The sequence below is a fragment of the Pseudomonas moorei genome (assembly GCF_008801475.1).
GTDB classification, from domain to species: Bacteria; Pseudomonadota; Gammaproteobacteria; order Pseudomonadales; family Pseudomonadaceae; genus Aquipseudomonas; species Aquipseudomonas moorei.
In genome coordinates, this window is record NZ_VZPP01000012.1 from 66,269 (window position 1) to 88,347 (window position 22,079).

The following is a 22,079-nucleotide window of genomic DNA, read 5'->3' on the forward strand; positions in this document are numbered from 1 at the left end:
GCATTGGTCAGAACGACGACTGGACCTTGATCCCGCCAATCAGCGCGTCGTCGACCTGGTCCACGCCACCGGGATGGCGGATGTACTGCAGGTTCGGGCGCACGGTGAGCCAGTTCGTGACGTGCACGCCGTAATAGAGTTCGGCGCTGTATTCGGTGTCCTGGGGCGGCAGGAAGGCCGGGTCGTCGTAGTCGAAAACGGCATGGGCCTGATTGGTCGCCTCGGCATTCTTGCGGTACGCCGGGTTGACGTGGACGCGGGCCAGGGCGAAGCCGATGTCATCCTTGGCACGGGCATCGAACAGGCCTTTGTAGACGAGGCCGGCCTGGACGTAGTTGTCGATGGCGTTGGTTTTCTTGTCGTGCATCGTGCCGTTGGCGAACAGGCTCAAGCCGCGGGTGTTATCGCTGGCGACGCTGGTGACCTGCTGCTGAAGGCCGAGCCATACACCGTGCTTGCTTGACGCGCTACGGTAGGCCTCGCCGCTCAGGGCTGCGGGCTGACCGTTGCTGTCCTTGTAGACGTCGGTGGCCTTGGCGCTGCTGTAGTAGTAACCGGCGCGGTATTCGCCGGGCAGGCCGTTGAGCTTCGGCGTCCACACCAGTTCCACCGGCAGGACCATGCCCTGGGTGCCGCTGCCGCTGAGTTTGAAGCCGTTGTCGCGGTCGAGGTTCGACGGGTTTTGCTCATAGGCACCGACCTGCGCGTACAGCTCGGACGTCAGGTGATATTTGACCCGCATGGCCCATTGGCTGACCGGCCAGTTGTACCAGATGCCGCCGGCCCAGTTGCCGACCTGGGAGCCGCAGAACGCCAGGTTCTGGAAGTCGCAAGGGAAGCTGTTGAAGTCCTCGCCCTCGCCAAAGCGGCCGACCTTGATGTCGAGTGCCTGGTCGAGGAATTTCTGCTGATACCACATCTGTGTCAGGCGCCAGGTCTGGCCACGGCCCCAGACTTCCTGGGCCGAGGTGAAGCCGCCGACCCGCGGATCGTTGATCCGGTCGTTGCTGATGTTGTTGCCGCTGCGTTCGGTCACGGTCAGCTGAAATTCGGCGTCGTTCCAGCCGAGGATCTTCTGCAGATCCAGATGCGTACCGAGGCCGAACTGGTCGCTGTAGCGCGCAGTGCGATCGTGGTCGTAGCCGCCGTGCAGGTTGCTGCCCATTTCGCCGGTGTAATCGAGTTTGAAGTCGTAGCCTTTTTCCGCCAGTTCGGTACGCGTGCCGTTCCAGTCGCCGAGCATCCACGGTGAGTTGCCATCAAAGGCCGTAGCGGCCTGGGCGCAGGTGGCGAGGCTCATCACGGTCAATCCGCCGATCAGGTTCAGGGCTTTTCGGCAGGCAACAGGCATTAAGACAGCGCTGTCTTTCGGAAGTTTGAAATCAGGCATAGAGGGGGAATTCTTGATCTTTTTCTGGGAATAATCGGAATCAGCAGGGCGTGATGCGAATCAGCGGAAGCGTTTCAGCTAAGGCGGGCGCAAGGATAATGTTCTGTTACAAATAGAGAAAGCGCTTTGTTGAGATGAATTCTTTCGGATTCGGTAACAATTGTTGGAACGAGCCTGCTCGCGATGGACTTGAACGAAAACGCGTAAAACCAGATGCCCTGCGGTGTCATTGCGTTTATCGCGAGCAAGCTCGCTCTCACAGGACCTCAAGATCCCAGGATCACCTACATTTGATAGATCGCTTCCACCCGAAGAAGCCCTCGGCTAAGGTGCGCGGCTTCCAATCCTCACTCTGCTTGAAGGCCCGGCATGACCGAACACAACACTGACCCGCTGCACGGCGTGACCCTGGAACAGATCCTCAACGCCCTGGTTGAACACTACGAGTGGTCGGGACTGGCCGAGCGTATTGATATTCGCTGCTTCAAGAGTGACCCGAGCATCAAGTCGAGCCTGACGTTCCTGCGCAAAACCCCCTGGGCACGGGAGAAGGTCGAGCGCCTCTACGTGAAACTGATGCGCACCAAGCGCCCGCTCTGAACAGGGTCAACCCGATGGCGACCGGGTCAGGCGCGCGTCGTCATTTCGTTGCCGTGGCAGCGGTCCTGGGCTGGGCCGGATTGAGCATCCAGATGTACCTGATTTTCTACTCGCGGTGGACCCTGGGCGCCAGCCTGCTGGGTGGGCTGATGAGTTTTTTCAGCTACTTCACCGTACTGAGCAACACATTGGTGGCGACAGTCCTGACCTGTGAACTGACGTCCCGCGAGTCGGCGGCACGGCGCTGGTTTCTGCAGCCGTCGGTCAGTAGCGGCATTGCCGTGAGCATCGCCGTGGTCGGCATCGCCTACAACCTGTTGCTGCGCCATTTGTGGCACCCCGAAGGCTGGCAATGGCTGGCCGATGAGCTGCTGCACGACGTCATGCCGCTGCTGTTTCTGGTGTATTGGTGGTGGTGTGTGCCCAAGGGCCGGTTGCGGCTGGGGCACATCGCGTGGTGGGTGATTTATCCGCTGCTGTACTTCGGCTATTCGCTGTGGCGCGGGCATGTGCTGGCGGTCTATCCCTATCCGTTCATTGATGTGGAGAAGCTGGGTTATCCACAGGTGTTCATCAATGCCGGGGGATTGTTGGCGGGGTTTGTGGTGATTGCGTTGTTGATGGTTAGCCTGGATCGACGGCGTTAACCCTGTGGGAGCTGGCTTGCCAGCGATGACGGCCTGACAGACGCCTTTGAAGTGCCTGCCAATCCGCTATCGCGGGCAAGCCCGCTCCCACAGAAACCGGTCAGTCATCCAAAGTGTTATCCAGCCGCCAGTAACCCACGGCTTTGACAAACTGCTCGTCCAGCCCGTGCTCATCCAGCAACACCCGACGAATTTGTCGTGACACCTTGGTCTCGGTCGCGACCCAGGCATACAGGCTGCCAGTGGGCACCTTGATCTGCCGCACGGTGCTCAGCAGATGGTCCTTGCCACCTTCGCGCAGTACCCAGATCACATTGACCTCGGCAGCGCTCTGCAGCACTTGCTGCTCCTTGCCGTTTTCCACCTCGACAATCACCAGCGCGCGGCGGTTCGCCGGCAAGCCTTCAAGACGCCGGGCAATGGCGGGCAGGGCGGTTTCGTCGCCGATCAGCAGGTAGCTGTCGAACATGTCCGGCACGATCATCGAACCGCGGGGCCCGCCGATGTGCAGGAACTGCCCCGGTTTGGCCTGTTCGGCCCAGGTCGAGGCAGGGCCGTCGCCGTGCAGCACGAAGTCGATGTCCAGCTCCAGCGTATCCAGGTCATAGCGACGCGGGGTGTAGTCGCGCATGGCTGGCATCGGCCCATCGCCTTTGCCGGCGCCGAGCACCAGGGTTTCCAGCGCGGCCTGTTCCGCCGCGTTCTGCGGGAACAACAGTTTGATGTGATCGTCGGTGCCGAGGCTGACAAAACCCGCCAGCTCGGGCCCGCCCAGGGTGATCCGGCGCATGCGCGGCGTCTGGTCGACCACCCGCAACACTTCCAGGCGACGGCGTTTGATTTCGTGCATGACGCGATGAATGCTTTGGGTAACAACTTCAGTCATTCGGCTTTCTCCTGGACAGCTTGAACGGCAGGGCCGTCGACGATGGCTTTGGCGGTGTCGTTGAGCAGGGCGGCGACACGCCGGATTTCTTCCGCGCTCCAGCGGCCGTGGTGCAGTTGCAGGGCGTGGCGCAGGTTGTGCACCGCCTCGTGGATTTCGGGCGGACGATCATGGCCGCGCAGGGAGCGTTTGCTGACATCGATGCGCACTCGCACACCTTCAAGGGCAACAGCCTGCTCGGCCAGGAATTGACGCCCGGCATCGGTCACGCAATAGCGTTTTTTCCCGCCTTCAGCGTCGCCCTGAATCATTTCGCTCTCTTCCAGAAAGGTCAGGGTCGGGTAAATCACGCCGGGGCTTGGGCTGTAGGCGCCGTCGAACATGCCTTCGATCTGGCGGATCAGGTCGTAACCGTGGCAAGGCTGTTCGGTGATCAGCGCCAGTAACAGCAATTTCAGATCACCAGGGGCGAAGACCCGTGGACCGCGGCCACCGCGCTCGCGGCCGGGGCGTTTCTCGAAGCCGTCGCGGCCATCGCCGTGCTCGCGGTGGGGGGAATGATGGTCTCTCATTTGTGCTTTCTCTCGTCGTGTTTAGATACAACTTAAGATATATCTTAAGAAAAAGGCAAGCCCCCCCGATCAGTGGCCGTCCCGAGCGTCAAGCCGATGAGCCCGCCAAGCCCGCAAAAAAAGTGTGACCAAAACGGGTGAAAAAGTTTAAATTAGTGTTAACTCTCTAATGCAGTGCTTTAACCTTTTGTATTCGGGGACTGTGGTATTGGTCTTACAGAAGTAATTTCGTTAGTCTCTGCGAGTCATTTTCGTTAGTGTCCGGCTTGTAGTATTTCTCTTACAGTCAGACAGTCTGTTTTGAATAATTTCAGGTTTTTTCTTTCTGTGTCGGTCGCACTTTGGCTACGCACTTGCAGGAACGTTCCTGCTTACTTTCCAGATAAATTGATCGATCATCTTTCGGCGTTGAAAGTTCAGCTGAGCAAATAGCTGCTCGTGACGGTTTTGCTCAACTTGAACTTTCTGCGTTAATCCTTTTTAAAAGACAGGTACTGAAAGATGTTCAAGAAAATCGCGTTCGCTGCTCCTCTGGCTGTTCTGGCACTGAGTTCTTCCATGGCGTTTGCCGCCACTGAAGCCAAGCACGCCATCAACCTGATTGCCCACGTTCCGGCCGACGACTTCTACGCGGTTCCGGTGGATTCTGATCTGGTCAACAAAGACCAGGACATGAGCTACAACCCGTCTACCGGTTCGATGCGAACCGTCGACGGGCACTTTGATGTCCTCCACACCGCCGGCAAGGTAAACGCCCGACTTGAAGGCGTGCCGAAGCTGATTGCCGGTAACAAGACCATCGATTTGAAAGTCGAACTCAACGGCAAGGCGCTGACAACTACTTCGCAAGAAGTTGTTGGCGACACCGAGTCCAATACTCGTTATCGCGCGCCATTCAAAGTCAGTGCGGTCGGTGGCAAACCTGATGCGGGCGACTATACCGGCGTCGTCATGTTGGTGGTTGAACCTTCCGTCTAAGTTAAAACTCAACGGTAAAACGCTTACTTGCTTCAAGTAGCGTAACCGGTCGACAAACATATCTGTCTGTCGACCGGGCTTTGACTTTCTCGTAATCAGAGTACTTGTTCATGTTCCCGATGACGCCCATCGCGGCAGCGCTTGCGTTGCTGTTATGTAGCAGTGCATTTGCGGCGCCCACTTCCGTTGATAATACGCCACGAAGTTTGCTGGCCCAGGCCAAAGGCTTGCCGTCAGAGTTCGAGGAGCATTTCTTCGACGTTCCGCTGGCGGTTCGGGTCGAACTCGATCAGCAACCCCTCGGCGAGGCGATGATTGTGTTGTCCCGCGATGACCGGGTGACATTGCTCGATTTCACCGATACCAGTGAAAGCCGTTTCGGTGCCGGGGAGCGCCAGACCTGGGCGGATATCCTCAAGCCCGGCGTCGCCTTGGGTGCCTGCACGGGGCAATGCCCGGAACAAATGCTGGCGGTGCACTACAACCTGGAAAATTCATTGCTGTCGATCGTCACCGAAAATGCCGAGCGCGACAGCGAAACCAAGCGTTTCCACGATCAACCCGAAGGCGGCAGCAGCGGCCTGATGGTGCGTAACCAACTCAATCTCAACGGTGGCCAGGATCAAGACCTGGGAGGTCGTTTCGGTCTGGAAGCCAGCGGCAGCCTGGGCAACTGGAGCCAGACCTTCAACATGCAACTGGCACGTCTGGGCGGGCCGGATGACAAGACCTACCACGCGGTGCATGAGCTTTTCACTCAGCGCGAACTGGAAGGCAGTTTCCTCCGGCTGGGCTACTTCACGCCCAATTCCGAAGGCCTGACGCGCCAACCCCGTTCGTTCGGCACCAGCCCCGACACCGCCGTGGGCGTGATGTATGGCAGCTCCGACAGTCTGGCCATCGACAGTCCGAAACCCAGCGTGTACCCGGTTTATGTCACCGCCAACCGTCAGGGCTCGGTAGAGATCTACCGCGATGGCCTGTTGATCAATACACAGTCGGTCCCGGCCGGCTTGCAGACCCTCGACACCCGGCCATTGCCTGGCGGCATTTACGAAGTGGAAGTACGGCTGATCGAGGACGGTCAAGTCACCTCGACCACTCAGGAGCTGATCTACAAGCCGAACAACTGGCGCAACCACGATGAGCGCTGGCGCTACAACCTGTTCGCCGGGCAGGAAAGCAAACTGTTGAGCAACTGGGATCAACAAAGCAGTGGCGATGCCACGGCGGGCGCCTCGATCAACTATCTGCTGCACCCAAGGGTGATACTCGGCCTGTCGGCACGCCAGGTGCGGGAAAAGCTCCAGTACGGCAGCTCCATCGACTGGACCCTGGGCAACAGCACCAGTGTCTACGCCAACCTTTACCAGACCGAAGACCACGGCACCGGTGCCGACCTGCAAGGTCTGTACAACTATGGTGCCGGCAGCCTGGTGATCAGCCACAACCGTAGCTGGCTCGACACCACCAATACCTACGACACGCTGCCCGACGGCACCCGCGTGCGCCAACGCAATGTGTTCACCGGCCAGACCAGCAATTCATCGCTGGCGCTGAACCACCGTATCAGCCGCAAGAGTTCGCTCAATGCCCGTGTGTCCCACAGTGAGGGCAATGTCGAAGGTGTCGGCGTCGACCTCGGCTGGACCCAACGTACCCAGATGTTTGGCAGCGACGCCAATTGGCGTCTGTCGCTGTTCGACCGTCCGGGCAGCTACAGCAGCGGCGAAGCGCGCAATCGCGGGGTCGACCTGAGCATCAACATGGCCCTCGGTGGTCCTGGCCAGCAGATTTCCGGGAGCATCGGCAGCCGCACCGCCCGTGAAGGCGGTCGTGACAACAACGCCTCTCTCGGTTACCGCAAGGACCTGCAAGACCACGTGCTGCAGAGCGTTTCAGTGACTGCGCTCACCGACACCTATGGCGTCGGCCTGTCGAGCCTGGCGAATTTTCGTACCGATGAGATCAACGGCGACGGCTTTATCCAGCGCTCGTCGTTCAACAACAACTTCACCGGCGGTGTGAACCTCGACAGCACGCTGGTCGTCGGCGCTCAACGCATGGCGTTGACCAGCCAGCATCAAGGGCGCGGCGCCGGGATGATCGTTGATGTCGAGTCCGACATCGACGGTATTGCCTTGCGCGCCGACGACCTCAGCGGCGGCAGCGCAGCCCTGCGACCAGGGCGCAATTTCATTCCGCTGACGGCCTACAGGAACAGTTCAGTGAGTTTCGATTTCGAAGGCAATCACGTGCCGGCGGCCAGCATCGAACCTTCGCGCACCCGCTATCACCTGAACAAGGGGGGCGTGGAGTACCGCAAGGTGCGGGTAATGAAAACCCTGACCGTGCTCGGGCGTCTGCTCGATCCGCAGGGGCGGCCGCTAAAGGGCCACCACGTGATCAACCACGCCAGCCGTGGGGTCAGCGAGGTCGACGGCTTCTTCTCGATGGAAATGAACGCGGGCTCACCGACCCTGGAAGTGCGTTATGCCGACCAGTTGCTGTGCCAGTTCCGCCTCGATGTCGACAAACACCGCAGTGAAAACAACGTGCTGATGATCGGTGATTTGCGCTGTTCGCCGGACACCCTGGCGAACGCCACCCACAACGCCGAGACGGCGGGCTGAAGGCCCGTCGTTGAATCTGGTTTTCGGAGGTCAGGCATAGATGAACGTCTCGCGTTCTTTCGTTTCACATGGCAAGGGGTGGTTGGCGGGTGCATTGCTCGTCAGCATCATGACGACTTCAGCCAAAGCCGAGGACGTCAGGATCACCGCCGTGTTCAAGCCGGACTCGGCCTATCCGCATCTCAACAAGTTCAAGAACACCACGCCGCCCAGCGGTTATTGCGGGAGCTGGCCGGAGCAGTGTGAATTGCACAATTTCTTCAGCTTGAAGGTGCCGATTCAATTCAATTCACGTTTACCGATCCCGGCCAATCACCCCTCCGTGCGGCAGGGGGCGATGTTGAAAGCGCCAGCGCAGTGGCGCGAGTTGACGGTGTATCACGAAACAACCAGAGAACCGGAGAAGGTCCGGGTACGGATAGCCGGTATCGGCTCGCAGGTGGCGACCGATGATGTGATGACGCTGGTGGGGGGCGCCGCCGATTACCGCATTGCGCACAACCTGTTATGGGGCCTGAGTTGGGTGAATGCACCGTCGCCCTGTGTCTACAGCGGGGTGGGCTGGTACACCTCCACCACCTACGATTTTTTCTGGCAAACGCCCACCGAAGGCGTCTGTTCCAAACAGGCAAAGTTCAACGTTCCATGGCTGCGCTTCAACCACCTGGATTTCGCCTATGAACTGGAGACCCCCAATCCCTTGGGCATGTCTTCTGGGCAATACACGGGCTCGCTGACTTACAGCATCGGCCCCACCGGCGATTTCGATTTCGGCGATGTGTTGATACCGACCGATTCGGTGTTGACCCTGAACTTCAATCTCGACGTTCAACACACCCTTAAGGTCGACATCCCGCCCGGTGGCGAGCAAGTCCAGTTGGTCCCGGCCGGGGGCTGGCAGAGCTGGTTGCAGGCAGGGCGCAAACCGGTACGGCTGTTCCATGACCAGAGCTTCAATATCTCGGCCTCATCGCGCTTCAAGATGTACATGGAGTGTGAGTTCATCGGCGTCAGTTACGACTGTCTGCTCGATGATCGCGTCTCCAGACGGCAGGTGGAGCTGCAAGTCTTTGTCACCTTGCCCGGTGGCCTGACCGACCTGAGCGGGCAACCCGTCAGGCATATGCGTCTGCGAGCGGGCGCGGCCAATGCGCTGTATTTCCAGCCGGGTTTCTACGTCGACAGGGCGCCGGGTGTCCTGCACTTCGAGGTGCCGCAAAGGCAGGTGGAATTCATGTTGTCGCCCGGTGCCGGGCCCTTCTACAGGGGCAAGGTCACCGTGATCTGGGATTCGGAAATCTGATGGGCCGCCTCTCGAGGGACCGCGCCTGTGTTGTGTTCAATGTCATGAGGTTCAAGGGTATGAAGCGTCTGTGGTTGCTGTTGGGGTTGAGCGGATTTTCGCTGGCGGTTCAGGCAGGTCCGCAGATCAATGTCGGAACGGTGTACGACTATCTGGACAGCGACAAGAGTACTTTCCTCAAGCGGGTGTACAACAGCGGGGACAGCACCGCGTTCGTCAAGGTCAACATCCTGGAAATCGTCTACGACGCCGATGGCAGCCACCGCGAAATACCGGTCAAGCCTCAATCGGATGGCGCCGGCCGGGATGGCTTGATGGCCAGCCCCGCCCGGCTGATCGTGCCGGCCAAAGGCATGCAGGGCACGCGTTTGCTGCACATGGGCGCGCGTGACACCGAACGGTATTTTCGTGTGCGCTTCGTGCCGGTGGTGCCGGAAAAGGAGGACGAATTCGCGGTGTCCAGTGAAGAGCGGGAGGCCTACAAGGAGAACCTGTCCGCGGGGGTCAACGTCATGACCGGGTTTGGCACGGTGTTTTTTGTCCGGCCGAAAAACAGCCGTTTCGACAGCGTGATAGATGACAGCGCCGGTGTTTATCGACTGCGCAATAACGGCAACACCGTGGTGGTGATCGATGAGTTTCGCAACTGCTCGCTGAAGAATGAAACCGAGTGCGAGCCCACCACCAAGCATCACGTTCTGGCGGGCAAGTCGTTCGAGTTCGAGAAAAAACCGGGTCGGGAGTACCGCTTCAACCTGATCGAAGGCGCCGACAAAAAGGCGTTGCGCGTTGCCAGCCAGTAATACCGCCCAAGGCGAGTCGCCCAGGAGTACTCGCCGCTTTTTTTCACGCAACAGGTAACTGACATGATCAAGCAATCGGCCTTCGCCCTCTGTGTGGGCGTGATGACGTGTGCCCAGGTTTTTGCGGCGCGGGAAGAGCGCACGTTCGAGGTGTGGGCGGAAATTCCGACCTTGAGCTTTTACGTGATACCGGCCGAGTCGAACTGGATTCATATCGAACAGACCCTGCCGTGGAATCTCAATACGTCGAGGCTCGAAGGGCTGCGCAAGAATTTCGACGTCAAGCACGACACCAGTGCGATCGAAGCGCGGCTGGACGCCGAGCCTTATCTGTTCAACGGACGTGAAGACCAGAACATCTACTTGCGGGTCAGTTTCAACGGTCAGGAGCTGAGCCACGATCCGAAACCGCGCGAAGTGGTGTCGGCGGCACAAGCCATGGCAGGCGGACGCTTTCCTTTGGACATTCAACCGAAGGTGCCGGCCGGTGGCTATAAGCCGGGTACGTATTACGGAACGGTCCAGCTGATATTCAGTGCCGCTGCACCCTGACCTCTTTGGTTATGCCGGGCCTTGAAGCGTTTGAATGACAAGTGGATATCAACCCTCCCAAGGAACAGGGCGGGGTTATCGGAGACGGGCACAGATGAGCGTTACTGGATTTTTGTTTTCAACGAGGCTTCTTTGGTTATGGAGTCTTTTGATGGTGTGGTTGCTGACGCCCCAGGCGTTGGCTCAGGACGTTTCAATCACTGCGTTGTTCAAGCCTGATTCGGCTCATCCGCACCTCAACAAGTTCACGAACACCACGCCACCCAGCGGTTATTGCAAAAGTCACGCGCAGCAGTGCGAGGGAGACGATTTGTTCAGCTTGCAGGTGCCGATTCAATTCCAATCACGTTCACCGATTCTGGCCAACCATGCTTCCGAGCGGCGAGGGGCAATGTTGAAGGTGCCGGCGCAATGGCGTGATCTGGCCGTGATACATGAAACGACCGGAGACCCCCAAATGGTCCGGATACGTATCGCCGGCATTGGCTCACGTGCCGTGACCGATGACGTGAAGGAGCTGGTGGGCGGGGCCGAGGACTACCGGATTGCCCACAATCTTTTGTGGGGGTCGAGTTGGGTGTATGCACCATCGCCCTGTCAGTACACAGGCAGTGGATTTTACAGCACCAATTTTTACGAGTTTTTCTGGAAAGCGCCGATGGCGCAGGCCTGTTCAAAACAGGCGAAATATGACGTCCCTTGGTTGCGCTTCGATTATCTGGATTTCGCCTATGAACTGGAGACTCCCGATCCCCTGAAGATGGCTTCAGGGCTCTATAGTGGCTCGTTGACTTACACCATCGGCCCCAACGGCGACTTCGACTTCGGCGACGTCATGCTGCCGAGCAGTCCGGTGTTGACGATGAACTTCAATCTCGACGTTCAACATACGCTCAAGGTCGATGTCCCGCCGGGAGGCGAGAAAATTCAGTTGGTACCGGCCGGTGGCTGGCAAAGCTGGTTACAGGCGGGGCGTAAACCGGTGCGGCTGTTCCGTGACCAGACCTTCAATATCTCGGCCAGTTCGCGCTTCAAAATGTTTCTACAGTGTTCAATCACCGACGGACGGGTCTGCTATTTGGCTGATCGGAATATGATGCTGACCGCTCCGTTGAAAGTCAGCGTGAGCTTGCCGGGTGGCCTGACCGATAACGCCGGAAGACCGGTCCAGCGTCAGGAACTGCTGACTGAGGGCGGGGCCGTGACTTTTCAGCCAGGCCACTATGTGGATCGTCAGCCGGGCACGTTGCACTTCGAACTTGAGAAGCCCGATCATCTTTTTTTGCCAGGGGCGCCAAAACAGTATTTCGGCAGTGTCACGGTGGTCTGGGATTCCGAAGTCTGAGGTCCTGGGACAGCCTGACGGCGCAAACCGCCGTCAGGCTGTCCCAATCTCTTCGGTTTTACTGGCCGGCGAGCCTCATGGCTGCACGGGTCAAGCGTCTGGACAGTTCCTTTTCGGCGTCGCCCAGGTCGACCAGCAGGCGGTCGAAAATGGCATCGCTGAACGGCTCATCGGCGAAGACCACCGTGTCGGGTGCCGGCAGATCGTTCATCAGTTCCCTGAGCCGACTGCGCAGTTCGGCGCGCTGGTCCTCCGAGTTCGCCTCGACCCATTCACGCTGTGTTTCGCGCAAGGTGTCCAGTTGATCTGACAGGTGCTGATAGCGACGTTTATTGGCTTGCATATCGGTCGCATAGCGTTCATCCAAATGGGCTTGCCAAAAATCCTGTTCGAGCATTCGGTCCACCAGGCCATCGCCTTCGCCCAGGCTCAGCACCGTGTCATAGGCTTGATTGATCATCGCGTCAGTGACACCGGACACCGGCCGGAACAGCATGCCCTTCGATTGCCAGGGCAAGTCGAGGCGCTCTGCCAATCCGGTCTGATAGGCCAGATAGACCTCGACTTCGTCCGGGTTGCCGCCACGACTGGCGACATCAGCGCGGGCAATGTCGTTGACCTGTTCCAGCCGCGCGGCGCCTTTGGCCAGGGTGACCAGTTTTTGCTCCAGCTGAGCCGGATCGGTGGAATACGCATGGGCCTCGTAGGCGAGCACATTGACGCCCATGTTATTGAACAACTGGGCACCGGCGTCGGCGCAATCCACCGGCGCGACGGCCATGGTGAACAGCTTTTCCCGCAGAGACGTGTCGACGTACACGGCATCGAGCATGCGCCAGACACGCTGCACCAGTTGATCCTTGGCCGGGCCGCCGGCCTTGAAGTCTTTGCTTCGTTGGGTTTCGAGCAATACTTTCAGGAAGCCCTGTGCCTGGGGCTCATCGGCCAGCTCCGACCAGTGATTGGCCCGGTCAATGTCCCAGCCGGGCACGTCGTTCCAGTGTTCCGCGCTGTAATTGGAGCTGACAACCCACTCGGCCAGGCTGTTGGAGGGCACGATGGGTTCGGGGGGCAGTTGCACCGAACGACGAATTGCTTGATAGCGAGCCTGGTTGGCTTCCGACAGGTTACCGACATCCAGCCGGGTGCGCGCCACGACCCAGGCCTGTGGTGAGCCGGGGACCACCTCGGGAATCAGGCTGATCGGATTGTCCCGAAGATCCAGCAGAAAACCCCGGGGCCTGGTTTTGCTCAACGTTCCTTCGGGCCAGGTGGTAATGACCGTGTCCCGAAGCCCGACGACTTTCAAGCGGGGCATGCGTGAGATGTCGATCACCCTGTTCAAGGGATTCTCATCGAGACGGAGAATCTCCAGGTAAGTCAGGTGCTTCAATTGCTCGACGGCGGCGGCGTCCAGCATGATTTCATTGTCACTCAAGCGCAGACGTTCGAGCCGCTGCATGGCGCCGATGTTTTCTGGCAGGCTCGTCAGGTTGCATCGACTGGCGCTGAGTTCGCGTAGGTTGGGGAAGTCTTTCAACAAGCTGTTTGCCTTGCCAGGAAAACGCGTATTGTCGAGTTTCAGGATCGTGACTTTATTCAGGAAATTTTGTAGCAGCGGTCGTTTGGGCCATTCGGCCCCCAGGTCCATAGGTATTAGAAATTCATCATGTGACAGATCCAGCGCATAGCCATGCGGATCGGTGCGACTACCGAATTGGGTGTTTCTTCGGTTGAAACAGTCGCGCAAGCGATCGGCAATGTGTCCCCGGATGCCGTTTACTGGCGAACCCATTGCACCCTCCTCATCGTAAAACGTTGCATTCCAGCGAATGAGCACATCGTTCAGCTCGTTGAGAACACTTTCTTGCTCCTCCAGAAACTGCATTGGCTCACCCCTTTCAATCAGGGCGCTGGCGAACGTATCGACCTCGGTATCACTGAAGTGCGGATAAAGTTCATGGATGCGTTCGTGCACTGTTTGGCTCCCCCTGCTGAGGAAGCCCCCACGCACCAACAGCATCGTTTCATGCTCGGCCACCATGCGAACGGGCGGCTCGGCGAGCACGGTCCGGCGTTCGCTGGGTGGGGCTGATTTTTCCATGACCCACTGCCTGAACATTTCGGCATCACCCGGTTTGTAGCCCAGGCTGGTTTGACCATTTTCCTGCGTGGCCTGTAGCACGGCTTCAAAAAAATCATCGGCTTCGTGGATCGGCTGATCCTCGCCATCACGCACCTGATACTGCCCGTCCTCGTCGCGAATCAGTACCCGCACCCGCGTGGCGTCATCGGGGCCGACGCTGTAACGCAGTTCGCCATCGAATGTGCCCTGACGAATCTCCAGGCGCAGGTCGCCGAAGGTATCGGTGTGAAAGCGCAGGGTGCCGAGCACCAGGCGTTCGGTGTCGGGGGTGATTGAGGCGCTCGGGTACAAACCCTGGGCTGCTCGTACCGCCCGGGTTTCGAATTGCAGCTCCCGGGCCTGGGTTTTCAGGCGCAGGGGCAGGCGTTTTTTCTCGGTGATGTGACGATCTTCCGAGGCACTGGCGCCCTCGATGATTTGTTCGGCAACGGTCGCCGGCAGTTCGGGAAAATCGCTGAACAGTGGCGCGATCTCATCGGGTAACGGCGCGGGCTCAATGGGCGGTGAAGCCAGGCGTTGCAGGGTATCGGTCAGCAGCGGCGGCGGTGGTGCGCTCTCCACGTGCACCCGGCGCAGCACGCCTTCTTCGGTGCCGCTGATCTGACGTATCTCCTCCAGTTGTTCATCGTTGAAACCCTCGGTGCTGTGACCGAGGCGCCGCATCAGGGTCGAGCCTTCCCACTCGCGCGGGTTTTCGGTTTCGCAGACCCAGGCCCCATGGCCATTGTGGCGCAGGGTCGGTGCGTAGGCATCGAAGCGTTCCGGATGGCGAATGCGTGGTTGTCCGGTGACCGCGTCATCCAGCACTTCGAAATGTTGATCGTCCAGGCGCAGGATGCGCCGGCCCTGATGCTGGTGAATACCCTGGTCATCAGGCCGGGCATCGGCGGGCAAATCCACGTCGGTACGTTCATAGGGGCTGAGGTCGGGGTTCCATAAACGCGTGTCACCGTTGGCCAGCCGCACCGGTTTCAGGCCTTCGAAAAACGGTGACAGCTTCGCCCCTGCAGCGTTGCCGACAGAGCCTGCCGCCGCGAACACCCCCAACTGAACGACGCTTTCGAGCACGCCGAGGGTCTGCTCACCGGCCTCGGCCAGGCGTCCCTCAGCCAGATCGACAAGGCCCTCGACCACGCCATCCGTCAGTTGATAGGCCGTATACGCCAGCATCAATGGCCCCAGGCCCGGCACCAAGGGCGTCGCCACCAGCAAGGCAATGTTGAGGATGTCCGAGAGCATTTTTTCCAGGTTGTCCCACCAGGCCCAGCAAGCCATGCGGTCGGCGTATTCGGTGGAGATGGCGATTTCCCGGGCATCGTTGAAAACCTTGTTCAGGGTCTGCCGGTAGCGATAGCCCCACAGGTCATTATTGAAGGTTGTCTCCCGGTCGATCTTGATGCTGGACACACTGAATTGCAGATTGGGTTTATCCACAGGCGTTTCGCGCCAGCTCGGCAAGTTGGAACCTGCGGGGGCCGGCTGCCATTTCACGGTGCTCAGGCGCGCGTTCAATCCGGCAAAGAAATGGCCCCGTTGCTCATGAGGCACGAATTGGCTGAAGAAGCGTTGATAGCTGTTGGCGGATTCGCCATCGCGCAACTGGCGTGTCAGTTCAGCCATGAAATCGAGTGAGGAGGGGTATTGCTTGAGCGGGTGCAGCGGATCATGGGGCACATAGGCAATCACCGGGACCGGGCCGCTGGCGCTGGAGGTATCGGACGCGATCAGGATGATGCCGCTCAGGCGTGTGTCCATCATCGCCAGGTTGTAATAGCCGACGGGTTTGCCGTTCCACTCCAGCCGCGAACGGTCGTTGAGCATGCCTTGCACCACGTCAAAGGCCGCCTGGTCGATGTCGTTCTTCATCAGGGCCATGTACGCGGCGGCATTCAGTGCGCTTTTCTGGCTCTGAACGACTTTGTGGCGCAGGACATTGCTCGCCGTTTTGTCGGCTGGCAGTAAAACGTCATTCAGGTGCTGTTGATAGCGGGCGCCGATGTCCAGTTCGCGACACAGGGCCTTGAACTGCTCGATGCTCACTTTGGGCTTGAGTGGTTTGACGTTGAAATGCCCGCGTGTGTCGGGGCGGGTGATGAACTCGGAGTCCTCGGTGAAGGTTTCGTCCCGGGAAAAGTTATGCAGCGCGGCGTCCAGCAGCGAGACCGTGCGGCTGGTGGTTCCGCCGGAGAAGTCATGCACCCACCAAGCCGTCGTCACCGGGGCATAGAGCCGCAGCCAGGTTTCCTCGACATCGTCTTCGACGTCGAAGCGGTCTTTCAATGCTTTCTGCAGCAGGGGTTTGGCAAAGGCGGAAATATCCTTCACATCCTTGAGTGCCGTATCCGCCGTGTTCTGCGCAGTCCAGCCGAGCTGGTTGGCTTTTTTCAACTTGCGGTGAGCGAGTGTTGACGCGTTCCTGTGCCAGTCGGGCAGCGTCAGCCTGACCGATTTCAGGTCGTCCACACGCGATGGCGAGGTGTTCAGCAGCCAGGCAGGAATCGCCTTTTTGACCTGATGGAAGTGGATGCTTTTATCGAGCGGGGCGATGTCGAGCGGGTTGGATCCCTGAATCGCCGAGGGGGTCGTGGGCATTGCTTGATCGTCCTTTGATCATGATTCGGACGACCAGACTAGGTAGGCCTGTGGCGCAAAAAAAGCTCAAAGATTGGTTGTAAAAGGTGCCGGGTGCGGCTCGACTCTCCAAAAATCAAGGAGTGAAAAATACATATGTACCGCCACCCGGTTCAGCCGTTGGCCATCGCTCAACGGCCGGCGGTCACCTGGGTTGGCTGGCACATCGTATGGGTGCCCGGTTGCAAGTAAGGGGTCAGGATCGGCGCCATGCCCTTGAGTACCTGCACCGGCAACGCCGAGGTGAAGGTGAAGGCTTCCGCCGAGCGCCCCGGCACGAAAGCGGTCAGGGTGCCGAAGTGGGTGTCGCCGATGTAGAACACGAAAGTCGCCGTGCGGTTGAGGGACTTGGAGCTCAGGACCCGTCCGCCGGAGCCGATGGCTTCTATGCGGTTGTCACCGGTGCCGGTCTTGCCGCCCATGGCCAGCGGCTTGCCGTCGGGCAGTTTGAACGTGCCGGCGACCCGTTTCGCGGTACCGGCATCCACCACTTGCGACAGGGCGTCGCGCATGGCGGTGGCGACTTCGGATGGCATCACCCGTTTGCCGACCTCCGGGTCATTGATCAGTTTGGTTTCATAGGGCGTGCCGGCGGCGAAGTGCAGGCTGTCGATGCGCAGGGTCGGCATGCGTACACCGTCATTGAGGATGGTGCCAATCAGCTCGGCCAACGCGGCGGGACGGTCGCCGGAGCTGCCGATGGCGGTTGCCAGCGATGGCACCAGGTGGTCGAACGGGTAGCCGACTTTTTGCCAGCGCTGGTGGATGTCGAGGAAGGCCTCGATCTCCAGCATGGTGCGAATGCGGCTGTCACGGGCGCCCTTGTGTTTGCTCTTGAACAGCCAGCTGTAGACTTCCTGGCGTTCGAACTGGCTGGCTTTGACGATCTGGCTGAAGGTCGCGTCCGGGTTGTGCAGCAAGTAGCCCATCATCCACAGGTCCAATGGGTGAACCTTGGCGATGAAGCCCTGGTCCGGCAGGTCGTATTTGCCGGGGCCGTAACTGTCGTAGAGCCGGATGAGGCGATCATCGGTCAGTTTTTCGGTGAGCTTGGCGCCACTGAGGTTCGAGCGTACGAATGTGTTGAAGCTTTCCTGGCTGGCTAGCGGCAGCAGGTAACGGTGCACGGCGGCCAGGCGGATCGGCGTTGGGCGCATGCCGTCGAGGAAGGTATCGAGCCGTGCCTGGGTGTCCTTGTTTTTGTACTTTTTCCAGAATTTCAGCAGGAACGAAGTGCCTTCGCGGTCGGCGAACGAAGCCAGGTATTCCTGGCGACGTGGGTCGTTGTCGTCCTTGAGCAGTTCGGAGCTGTTGTTGGGACCCGAATACGTGGTGTAGCGCACCAGGTCGCGCATCAGGCGAATGAAGGGCAGGTTGATCGACTCTCGAATGGCATCGCGCAGGGTCGGCATGCGGCCGTTGTCTTCCTTGCGGAAGTTATGGAACACGTGCAATCCGCCACCGGTGAAAAACGCTTCGCCAGGGCTGGCGGAATACTTGCGGTCCAGCGCCGCACCGAGCATGGGCTGCAGGCTGCGGTCCTTGTTCTGAATCAGATAATCGACCACCCAGCGGGTCAGGTGATCCTGTTCCGGCACGTCGACTTTTTTCAGTTCCGGGATGGTCATGCCGGCATATTTATCGTGCAACTCGGAAATGATCTGCAGATAGGTGGTCAGCACGCGCATTTTTGCGGTGGAGCCCAGTTCCAGTTTGCTGCCTTCATTGATGTCGAACGGTTGATCGGTGCTGTCGGTCTGCACCCGCACCCGCGAACCGTCCGGGGTCAATTCGAACAGGGTGAAGCTGTAGCGCACTTGCGTGGTGCTGGTGGGGGTCAACAGATGCTCGCCGATCAGGCCAATCTGCGAGGCGAAGGCCGGGTCGGCGAGTTTTTTCAGGTACTCGGTGGCCTGGGTTTGCAGTTCATTTTGCAAGGTGCTGGTGGCCGAGAGGTCGAGGCGGTCGAGGTCGTACAGCGGACGATTGAGCATCCCGGCCAGACGGCTGCGGGCCACGCTGATGCCCTTGTTGGCTTCGATGGGCTGAATGGTCGGCTGGGTGGCCCAGTCGCGGTAGGTCACCTTGCTGGCCAATGCGGCGGCGGCGAACGGCGCGTCGATCACGCCATTTTGTGCCAACAGGCGAATGTGGCTGTCGGTGAGGTCGACCAGTTCGTCGCGACCCTTGGTCAGGTAATGGGAAGGACGGCGCTGGGCGATCATCAATGACAGCATTTCGCGCAGGGCCAGACCTTTCGCCGCCATGGTTTTCGGGTCCGTCGCAGTGCTGGTCAGGACCTCGTTGGCCTGGTTGAAATCGGAGCCGTACCACACCCGCAAGCCTTCGGCCATGCCGTGCACTTCGCCGTGGCCGGGCACGGCTGACAGCGGCACGCTGTTGAGGTAGTCGCGAACAATGTTCTGCCGGGCTGCGAGGGTTTGTGGCCCGGCCTGATAGGCGCGCACGGTGGCGGAAATCATCTGGCGGATTTTTTCCGCGCCATTGACCGTCAAGCCATCGGGCGAGTGCCGGTATTTTTCCAGCTGAGTGGCCAGGGTGCTGCCGCCGGCCGATTGACCAGGCACATGCAACATTTTGGCAACCTGGGACCATGCCGCCATGCCGAAACGCGGCCAGTCCACGGCGGGGTTGGCCAGGGGTTGTTTGGGGTCAAGCAGAAAACGGTTCTCGATGAACAGCAGGCTGTTGACCACCACCGGCGGGATGGAGTCAAAGCTGGAGTAGAGCTGTTGCGGATAGTTGTATTGGTACAACGGCGCGGCGCGGCAATCGGTGATCGATAACCCGGCCTGGATTTTTTCGGCGTAGGGTACGAACAGGCCTTTGTCGGCGTAGCTCATCAGTGCCGGGGAAAAGCGGGTTTGCGCTTCGATGACGAAATTGCGCTTGAGCAGACGGGGCAGGAACTCACCCAGCGAGCTGTAGCCCAGACGCTGGTCGAAAGGACCGGCGCCGGGGTAGCGAATGGCGTCACTGGGCCCGGGTTTGAGTTCATAACTCAGGGTTTCGGCAAACTTGCTGACCTCTCGCGCTTGAAACCTCGACGTGCGCATCTCCTTGGACGCCGCCAGGCCTACGACAATCGCAATGATCAATATCAGCAACCAGAACGCCTTCCACCCGTGCTTGATGCGGCTGCGACGGGGTTTTTCAGGTATAGGCGCTTCATCCACACGTTCAGTCGGGACCACAGTTTTACTCGAATCGGTTTGCCATAACGCGCCCATAGTCGACTGATCCATTCACGCAGATTGATCTGACTTGTCTGAAGCTTAGACGGTGGTTGGCGATGGTGAAAAAATTGTGAACCTCCAACTATCGGGTTTCTTCTGATTTCTGTGGCGAGGGAGATTGGTCCGGCTCGAATGCGCAGCAGTCGAACACCAGTCAACCGGTTCAGTCAGACATAACCCGATGACAGGGGTTGGGGCCGCTTCGCAGCCCAGCGGGAGCGAGCTCCCTCGCCACAAAAGGGTTTACACCGGCAATTGGTTTCAAAGCCAGCAGGCGTCCCAGAGCGGGTAATCACCGATTTTTGCCACCAATCCTGCGCGCAAAGGATTGGCGACGATGTAGCGAGCGAAAGGCCGCAAATCTTCCCCATTGCGGATTGCACGGTCGTGATAGCCGGATTGCCAAAATGCGCCAGTTCGATTCAATATCCGGTTGATGGTCAGTGTGCTGCGGGACTTGGTAGCCTGCATGAGTCGCGCCATGCTGCTTTTTTCAAGTTGTAACAGCCAATGAAAGTGATCAGGCATGACTACCCAGGCAATTGAGTTCACCCGTTCCTGATCGTGGGCACGCCTGAGCTCAGCAACCAGCAAGCGCCCCAGACTCCAATCGCTGAATATCGGGCGTCTTTGATGTACAGCCGCAGTTATGAGATAGGCCCGGCCTGATTCGGAAAAACGTCCTTGGCGCAGAAGGTGGGAGTTTGGGCGTGGAAGCATTCCTTGCGTCCTTTTGTGAAAATTCCTATTGATCCTAGGTGTCATCCAACCTACACATCGCCGCGCTTCCTGAAGGAGAAATCCGAAATCCCTGACGGAATTAACGTGGCTGCAGTGCTTCTGTGGCGAGGGAGCTTGTCGGATCGCCGCACCGTCCCGCTCAAGTGCGCAGCAGTCGCAAAACCAGGTAACCGGTTTAGTCAGACATAATCCGATGACAGGGGTTGGGGCCGCTTCGCAGCCCAGCGGGAGCGAGCTCCCTCGCCACAAAAGGGTTTCAGCCCGGCAAACTGTTTCAACGAAGGAACGCGCTTCCCTGTGGCGAGGGAGCTTGCTCCCGCTGGACTGCGTAGCCGTCCCATTTTTGGGGCGCTTCGCGCTCCAGCGTCGGAACGCCGCCCGGAGCAGGCTCGCTCGCCACAAGTAATTGCCTCAGGCAGGCACTGTCACCGCCTGTGATCTTTTAATGGTCTGATTCAAGCGTTTGTTGAACTCCAGCCAGGCCCCCAGCAACGCCATCAACCCCGCCCCCACCAGCGCCGTGAAGATCTGCATGGCGAAGGCATCGTCGGTCATCGCATTGACCATGTCCGCCAGGGGCGCCAGCAGCACGCCCAGGCAGAAGATTTCCAGGGAGAAACGACCCATGCGGCAACTTTGCCGGGCCAGCCAGTTTCGCGTCCAGCCGCTGTCGGGCAGCAGTTTTGCGGTGACGTAAGCCAGCGCCAGAAAGTGCAGCAGGCGCACGGGGGACAGGTTGGTCTTGCTGATCGGGTACAACAGGTTACTCAGGCTGGCCGGCATCAGCGCGTCGTGGATCTGCGGCCAGCGCCATAACACCGTCAGCACGCCCGCGACCACAACGTATGCCGCTGCCGTCATGAACAATGGCTGGCGAATCAAAGGTCGGGGCTCGGACAAGCGCGGGCGCTGTGAGTGAATCGCCGCCGCACCACCGAGCACGAACAGCAACTGCCAGGCGACAGGGTTGAAGTACCACACGCCGTCCTTGATGGCGGCCAGGTTCCAGCCCAGCCACTGCGCCAGCAGGTACACCGTCAATGACGCCGCCACCACCGCCCAGGGCTTGCGCACCAGCAGCGGCAGCACCAGCGGTAACCCGGCCAGCAGTACGATGTACAGCGGCAGCGGGTCCATCAGGTTTGGTTTGAAGCGCAGCAGCAGTTCATCGATCAGGGCCTGTTGCGGGCTGGCGATGAAGTGGTGCATGCCCATTTCCTCCACCAGATCCCGGGTCTCCACGTGACTGTTGGCGAAGAACACAATGCCCATCAGCATCGCCAGCAGGAAAATATGCACCACGTAGAGCACCCAGGCCCGGCGCAGGATCTTCACGCAGGTGATCAGAAATCCCTCGCGCGCGAGAATTTTGCCGTAGGCCAGCACCGCCGCAAAACCGGCCAGAAACACGAAGACTTCGGCAGCATCGCTAAAACCGAAGTTACGCAGAGTGATTTGACCCAGAGGGTTGTGGGGCACGTGATCCCAGAAAATGAAGATCAGTGCCAGGCCACGAAAAAAGTCGATCCGGGGATCGCGCTCTAACGTCATGACATCAGGCTCTTGAACGGGTGTTGAACAAAGGAGTCCGGGAG

General features: G+C 59.2%; 15 protein-coding genes. 8 read left to right on the forward strand and 7 right to left on the reverse strand.

The annotated features are described in order from the left end of the window. Window positions 1-7: 7 nt before the first annotated feature. The gene (locus F7R06_RS22615; protein WP_090316641.1) at window positions 8-1,390 is read right to left on the reverse strand and encodes a carbohydrate porin; all 1,383 of its coding nucleotides are present in this window, start codon (window positions 1,388-1,390) and stop codon (window positions 8-10) included. A gap of 369 nt (window positions 1,391-1,759) precedes the next feature. Here F7R06_RS22615 and F7R06_RS22620 point away from each other — a divergent pair, with 369 nt between their 5' ends. Both F7R06_RS22620 and F7R06_RS22625 read left to right on the forward strand, forming a co-directional pair. Then, entirely contained in the window at window positions 1,760-1,990 is a 231-nt protein-coding gene (locus tag F7R06_RS22620) for a VF530 family protein (RefSeq protein WP_007985772.1), read from the forward strand. 14 nt (window positions 1,991-2,004) lie between these two features. Continuing rightward, window positions 2,005-2,637 (forward strand): Pr6Pr family membrane protein, encoded by a 633-nt coding sequence (locus F7R06_RS22625; RefSeq protein ID WP_090316644.1) that lies wholly within the window; start codon window positions 2,005-2,007, stop codon window positions 2,635-2,637. 100 nt (window positions 2,638-2,737) lie between these two features. Here the strand turns inward: F7R06_RS22625 and F7R06_RS22630 are convergent, their stop codons facing one another. Beyond that, window positions 2,738-3,523 carry a siderophore-interacting protein gene (locus F7R06_RS22630; RefSeq protein WP_090316648.1) on the reverse strand — a complete coding sequence of 262 codons (786 nt, stop codon included), beginning with the start codon at window positions 3,521-3,523 and terminating at the stop codon, window positions 2,738-2,740. Continuing rightward, window positions 3,520-4,095, reverse strand: coding sequence for a PadR family transcriptional regulator (locus F7R06_RS22635; RefSeq protein ID WP_090316654.1), 576 nt, complete (start codon window positions 4,093-4,095; stop codon window positions 3,520-3,522). Before F7R06_RS22635 ends, F7R06_RS22630 begins: the two co-directional genes overlap by 4 nt. A gap of 501 nt (window positions 4,096-4,596) precedes the next feature. Here F7R06_RS22635 and F7R06_RS22640 point away from each other — a divergent pair. From F7R06_RS22640 to F7R06_RS22665, 6 genes are all read left to right on the forward strand, one after another. After that, a complete protein-coding gene (locus F7R06_RS22640) occupies window positions 4,597-5,073 on the forward strand; it encodes a CS1 type fimbrial major subunit (RefSeq protein ID WP_090316659.1) in 477 nt (158 codons plus the stop codon). A 110-nt stretch (window positions 5,074-5,183) separates the two neighbouring features. Continuing rightward, window positions 5,184-7,706, forward strand: a complete 2,523-nt coding sequence (locus tag F7R06_RS22645; RefSeq protein ID WP_090316663.1) for a TcfC E-set like domain-containing protein — start codon at window positions 5,184-5,186, stop codon at window positions 7,704-7,706. A gap of 40 nt (window positions 7,707-7,746) precedes the next feature. Beyond that, window positions 7,747-9,009: a hypothetical protein gene (locus tag F7R06_RS22650; protein ID WP_090316667.1), complete on the forward strand. Its 1,263-nt coding sequence runs from the start codon at window positions 7,747-7,749 to the stop codon at window positions 9,007-9,009. Between the two features lie 59 nt (window positions 9,010-9,068). Beyond that, entirely contained in the window at window positions 9,069-9,812 is a 744-nt protein-coding gene (locus tag F7R06_RS22655; RefSeq protein WP_090316669.1) for a pilus assembly protein, read from the forward strand. 63 nt (window positions 9,813-9,875) lie between these two features. Beyond that, complete coding sequence (locus tag F7R06_RS22660; RefSeq protein WP_090316672.1) at window positions 9,876-10,364, forward strand: CS1 type fimbrial major subunit; 489 nt, start codon at window positions 9,876-9,878, stop codon at window positions 10,362-10,364. A 151-nt stretch (window positions 10,365-10,515) separates the two neighbouring features. Next, window positions 10,516-11,709 (forward strand): hypothetical protein, encoded by a 1,194-nt coding sequence (locus F7R06_RS22665; RefSeq protein WP_245706668.1) that lies wholly within the window; start codon window positions 10,516-10,518, stop codon window positions 11,707-11,709. 58 nt (window positions 11,710-11,767) lie between these two features. Here the strand turns inward: F7R06_RS22665 and F7R06_RS22670 are convergent, their stop codons facing one another. From F7R06_RS22670 to F7R06_RS22690, 4 genes are all read right to left on the reverse strand, one after another. Then, the gene (locus F7R06_RS22670; RefSeq protein ID WP_090316677.1) at window positions 11,768-16,447 is read right to left on the reverse strand and encodes an NEL-type E3 ubiquitin ligase domain-containing protein; all 4,680 of its coding nucleotides are present in this window, start codon (window positions 16,445-16,447) and stop codon (window positions 11,768-11,770) included. 170 nt (window positions 16,448-16,617) lie between these two features. Beyond that, window positions 16,618-19,737 (reverse strand): transglycosylase domain-containing protein, encoded by a 3,120-nt coding sequence (locus tag F7R06_RS22675; protein ID WP_090316680.1) that lies wholly within the window; start codon window positions 19,735-19,737, stop codon window positions 16,618-16,620. Window positions 19,738-20,004: 267 nt separating this feature from the next. Beyond that, on the reverse strand, window positions 20,005-20,463 hold the full coding sequence (locus F7R06_RS22685; RefSeq protein ID WP_090316683.1) for an REP-associated tyrosine transposase: 459 nt from the start codon (window positions 20,461-20,463) through the stop codon (window positions 20,005-20,007). Between the two features lie 432 nt (window positions 20,464-20,895). Then, on the reverse strand, window positions 20,896-22,035 hold the full coding sequence (locus tag F7R06_RS22690) for an OpgC family protein (protein ID WP_090316686.1): 1,140 nt from the start codon (window positions 22,033-22,035) through the stop codon (window positions 20,896-20,898). Window positions 22,036-22,079: the final 44 nt, after the last annotated feature.

Bases quoted from the DNA above. Each gene is read 5' to 3' on its own strand.
- F7R06_RS22690 (WP_090316686.1), bottom strand. From the start codon at position 22,035: ATGACGTTAGAGCGCGATCCCCGGATCGACTTTTTTCGTGGCCTGGCA.
- F7R06_RS22665 (WP_245706668.1), top strand. From the start codon at position 10,516: ATGGTGTGGTTGCTGACGCCCCAGGCGTTGGCTCAGGACGTTTCAATC.
- F7R06_RS22655 (WP_090316669.1), top strand. From the start codon at position 9,069: ATGAAGCGTCTGTGGTTGCTGTTGGGGTTGAGCGGATTTTCGCTGGCG.
- F7R06_RS22635 (WP_090316654.1), bottom strand. From the start codon at position 4,095: ATGAGAGACCATCATTCCCCCCACCGCGAGCACGGCGATGGCCGCGAC.
- F7R06_RS22630 (WP_090316648.1), bottom strand. From the start codon at position 3,523: ATGACTGAAGTTGTTACCCAAAGCATTCATCGCGTCATGCACGAAATC.
- F7R06_RS22660 (WP_090316672.1), top strand. From the start codon at position 9,876: ATGATCAAGCAATCGGCCTTCGCCCTCTGTGTGGGCGTGATGACGTGT.
- F7R06_RS22670 (WP_090316677.1), bottom strand. From the start codon at position 16,447: ATGCCCACGACCCCCTCGGCGATTCAGGGATCCAACCCGCTCGACATC.
- F7R06_RS22650 (WP_090316667.1), top strand. From the start codon at position 7,747: ATGAACGTCTCGCGTTCTTTCGTTTCACATGGCAAGGGGTGGTTGGCG.
- F7R06_RS22640 (WP_090316659.1), top strand. From the start codon at position 4,597: ATGTTCAAGAAAATCGCGTTCGCTGCTCCTCTGGCTGTTCTGGCACTG.
- F7R06_RS22675 (WP_090316680.1), bottom strand. From the start codon at position 19,737: ATGGGCGCGTTATGGCAAACCGATTCGAGTAAAACTGTGGTCCCGACT.
- F7R06_RS22625 (WP_090316644.1), top strand. From the start codon at position 2,005: ATGGCGACCGGGTCAGGCGCGCGTCGTCATTTCGTTGCCGTGGCAGCG.
- F7R06_RS22615 (WP_090316641.1), bottom strand. From the start codon at position 1,390: ATGCCTGATTTCAAACTTCCGAAAGACAGCGCTGTCTTAATGCCTGTT.
- F7R06_RS22685 (WP_090316683.1), bottom strand. From the start codon at position 20,463: ATGCTTCCACGCCCAAACTCCCACCTTCTGCGCCAAGGACGTTTTTCC.
- F7R06_RS22645 (WP_090316663.1), top strand. From the start codon at position 5,184: ATGTTCCCGATGACGCCCATCGCGGCAGCGCTTGCGTTGCTGTTATGT.
- F7R06_RS22620 (WP_007985772.1), top strand. From the start codon at position 1,760: ATGACCGAACACAACACTGACCCGCTGCACGGCGTGACCCTGGAACAG.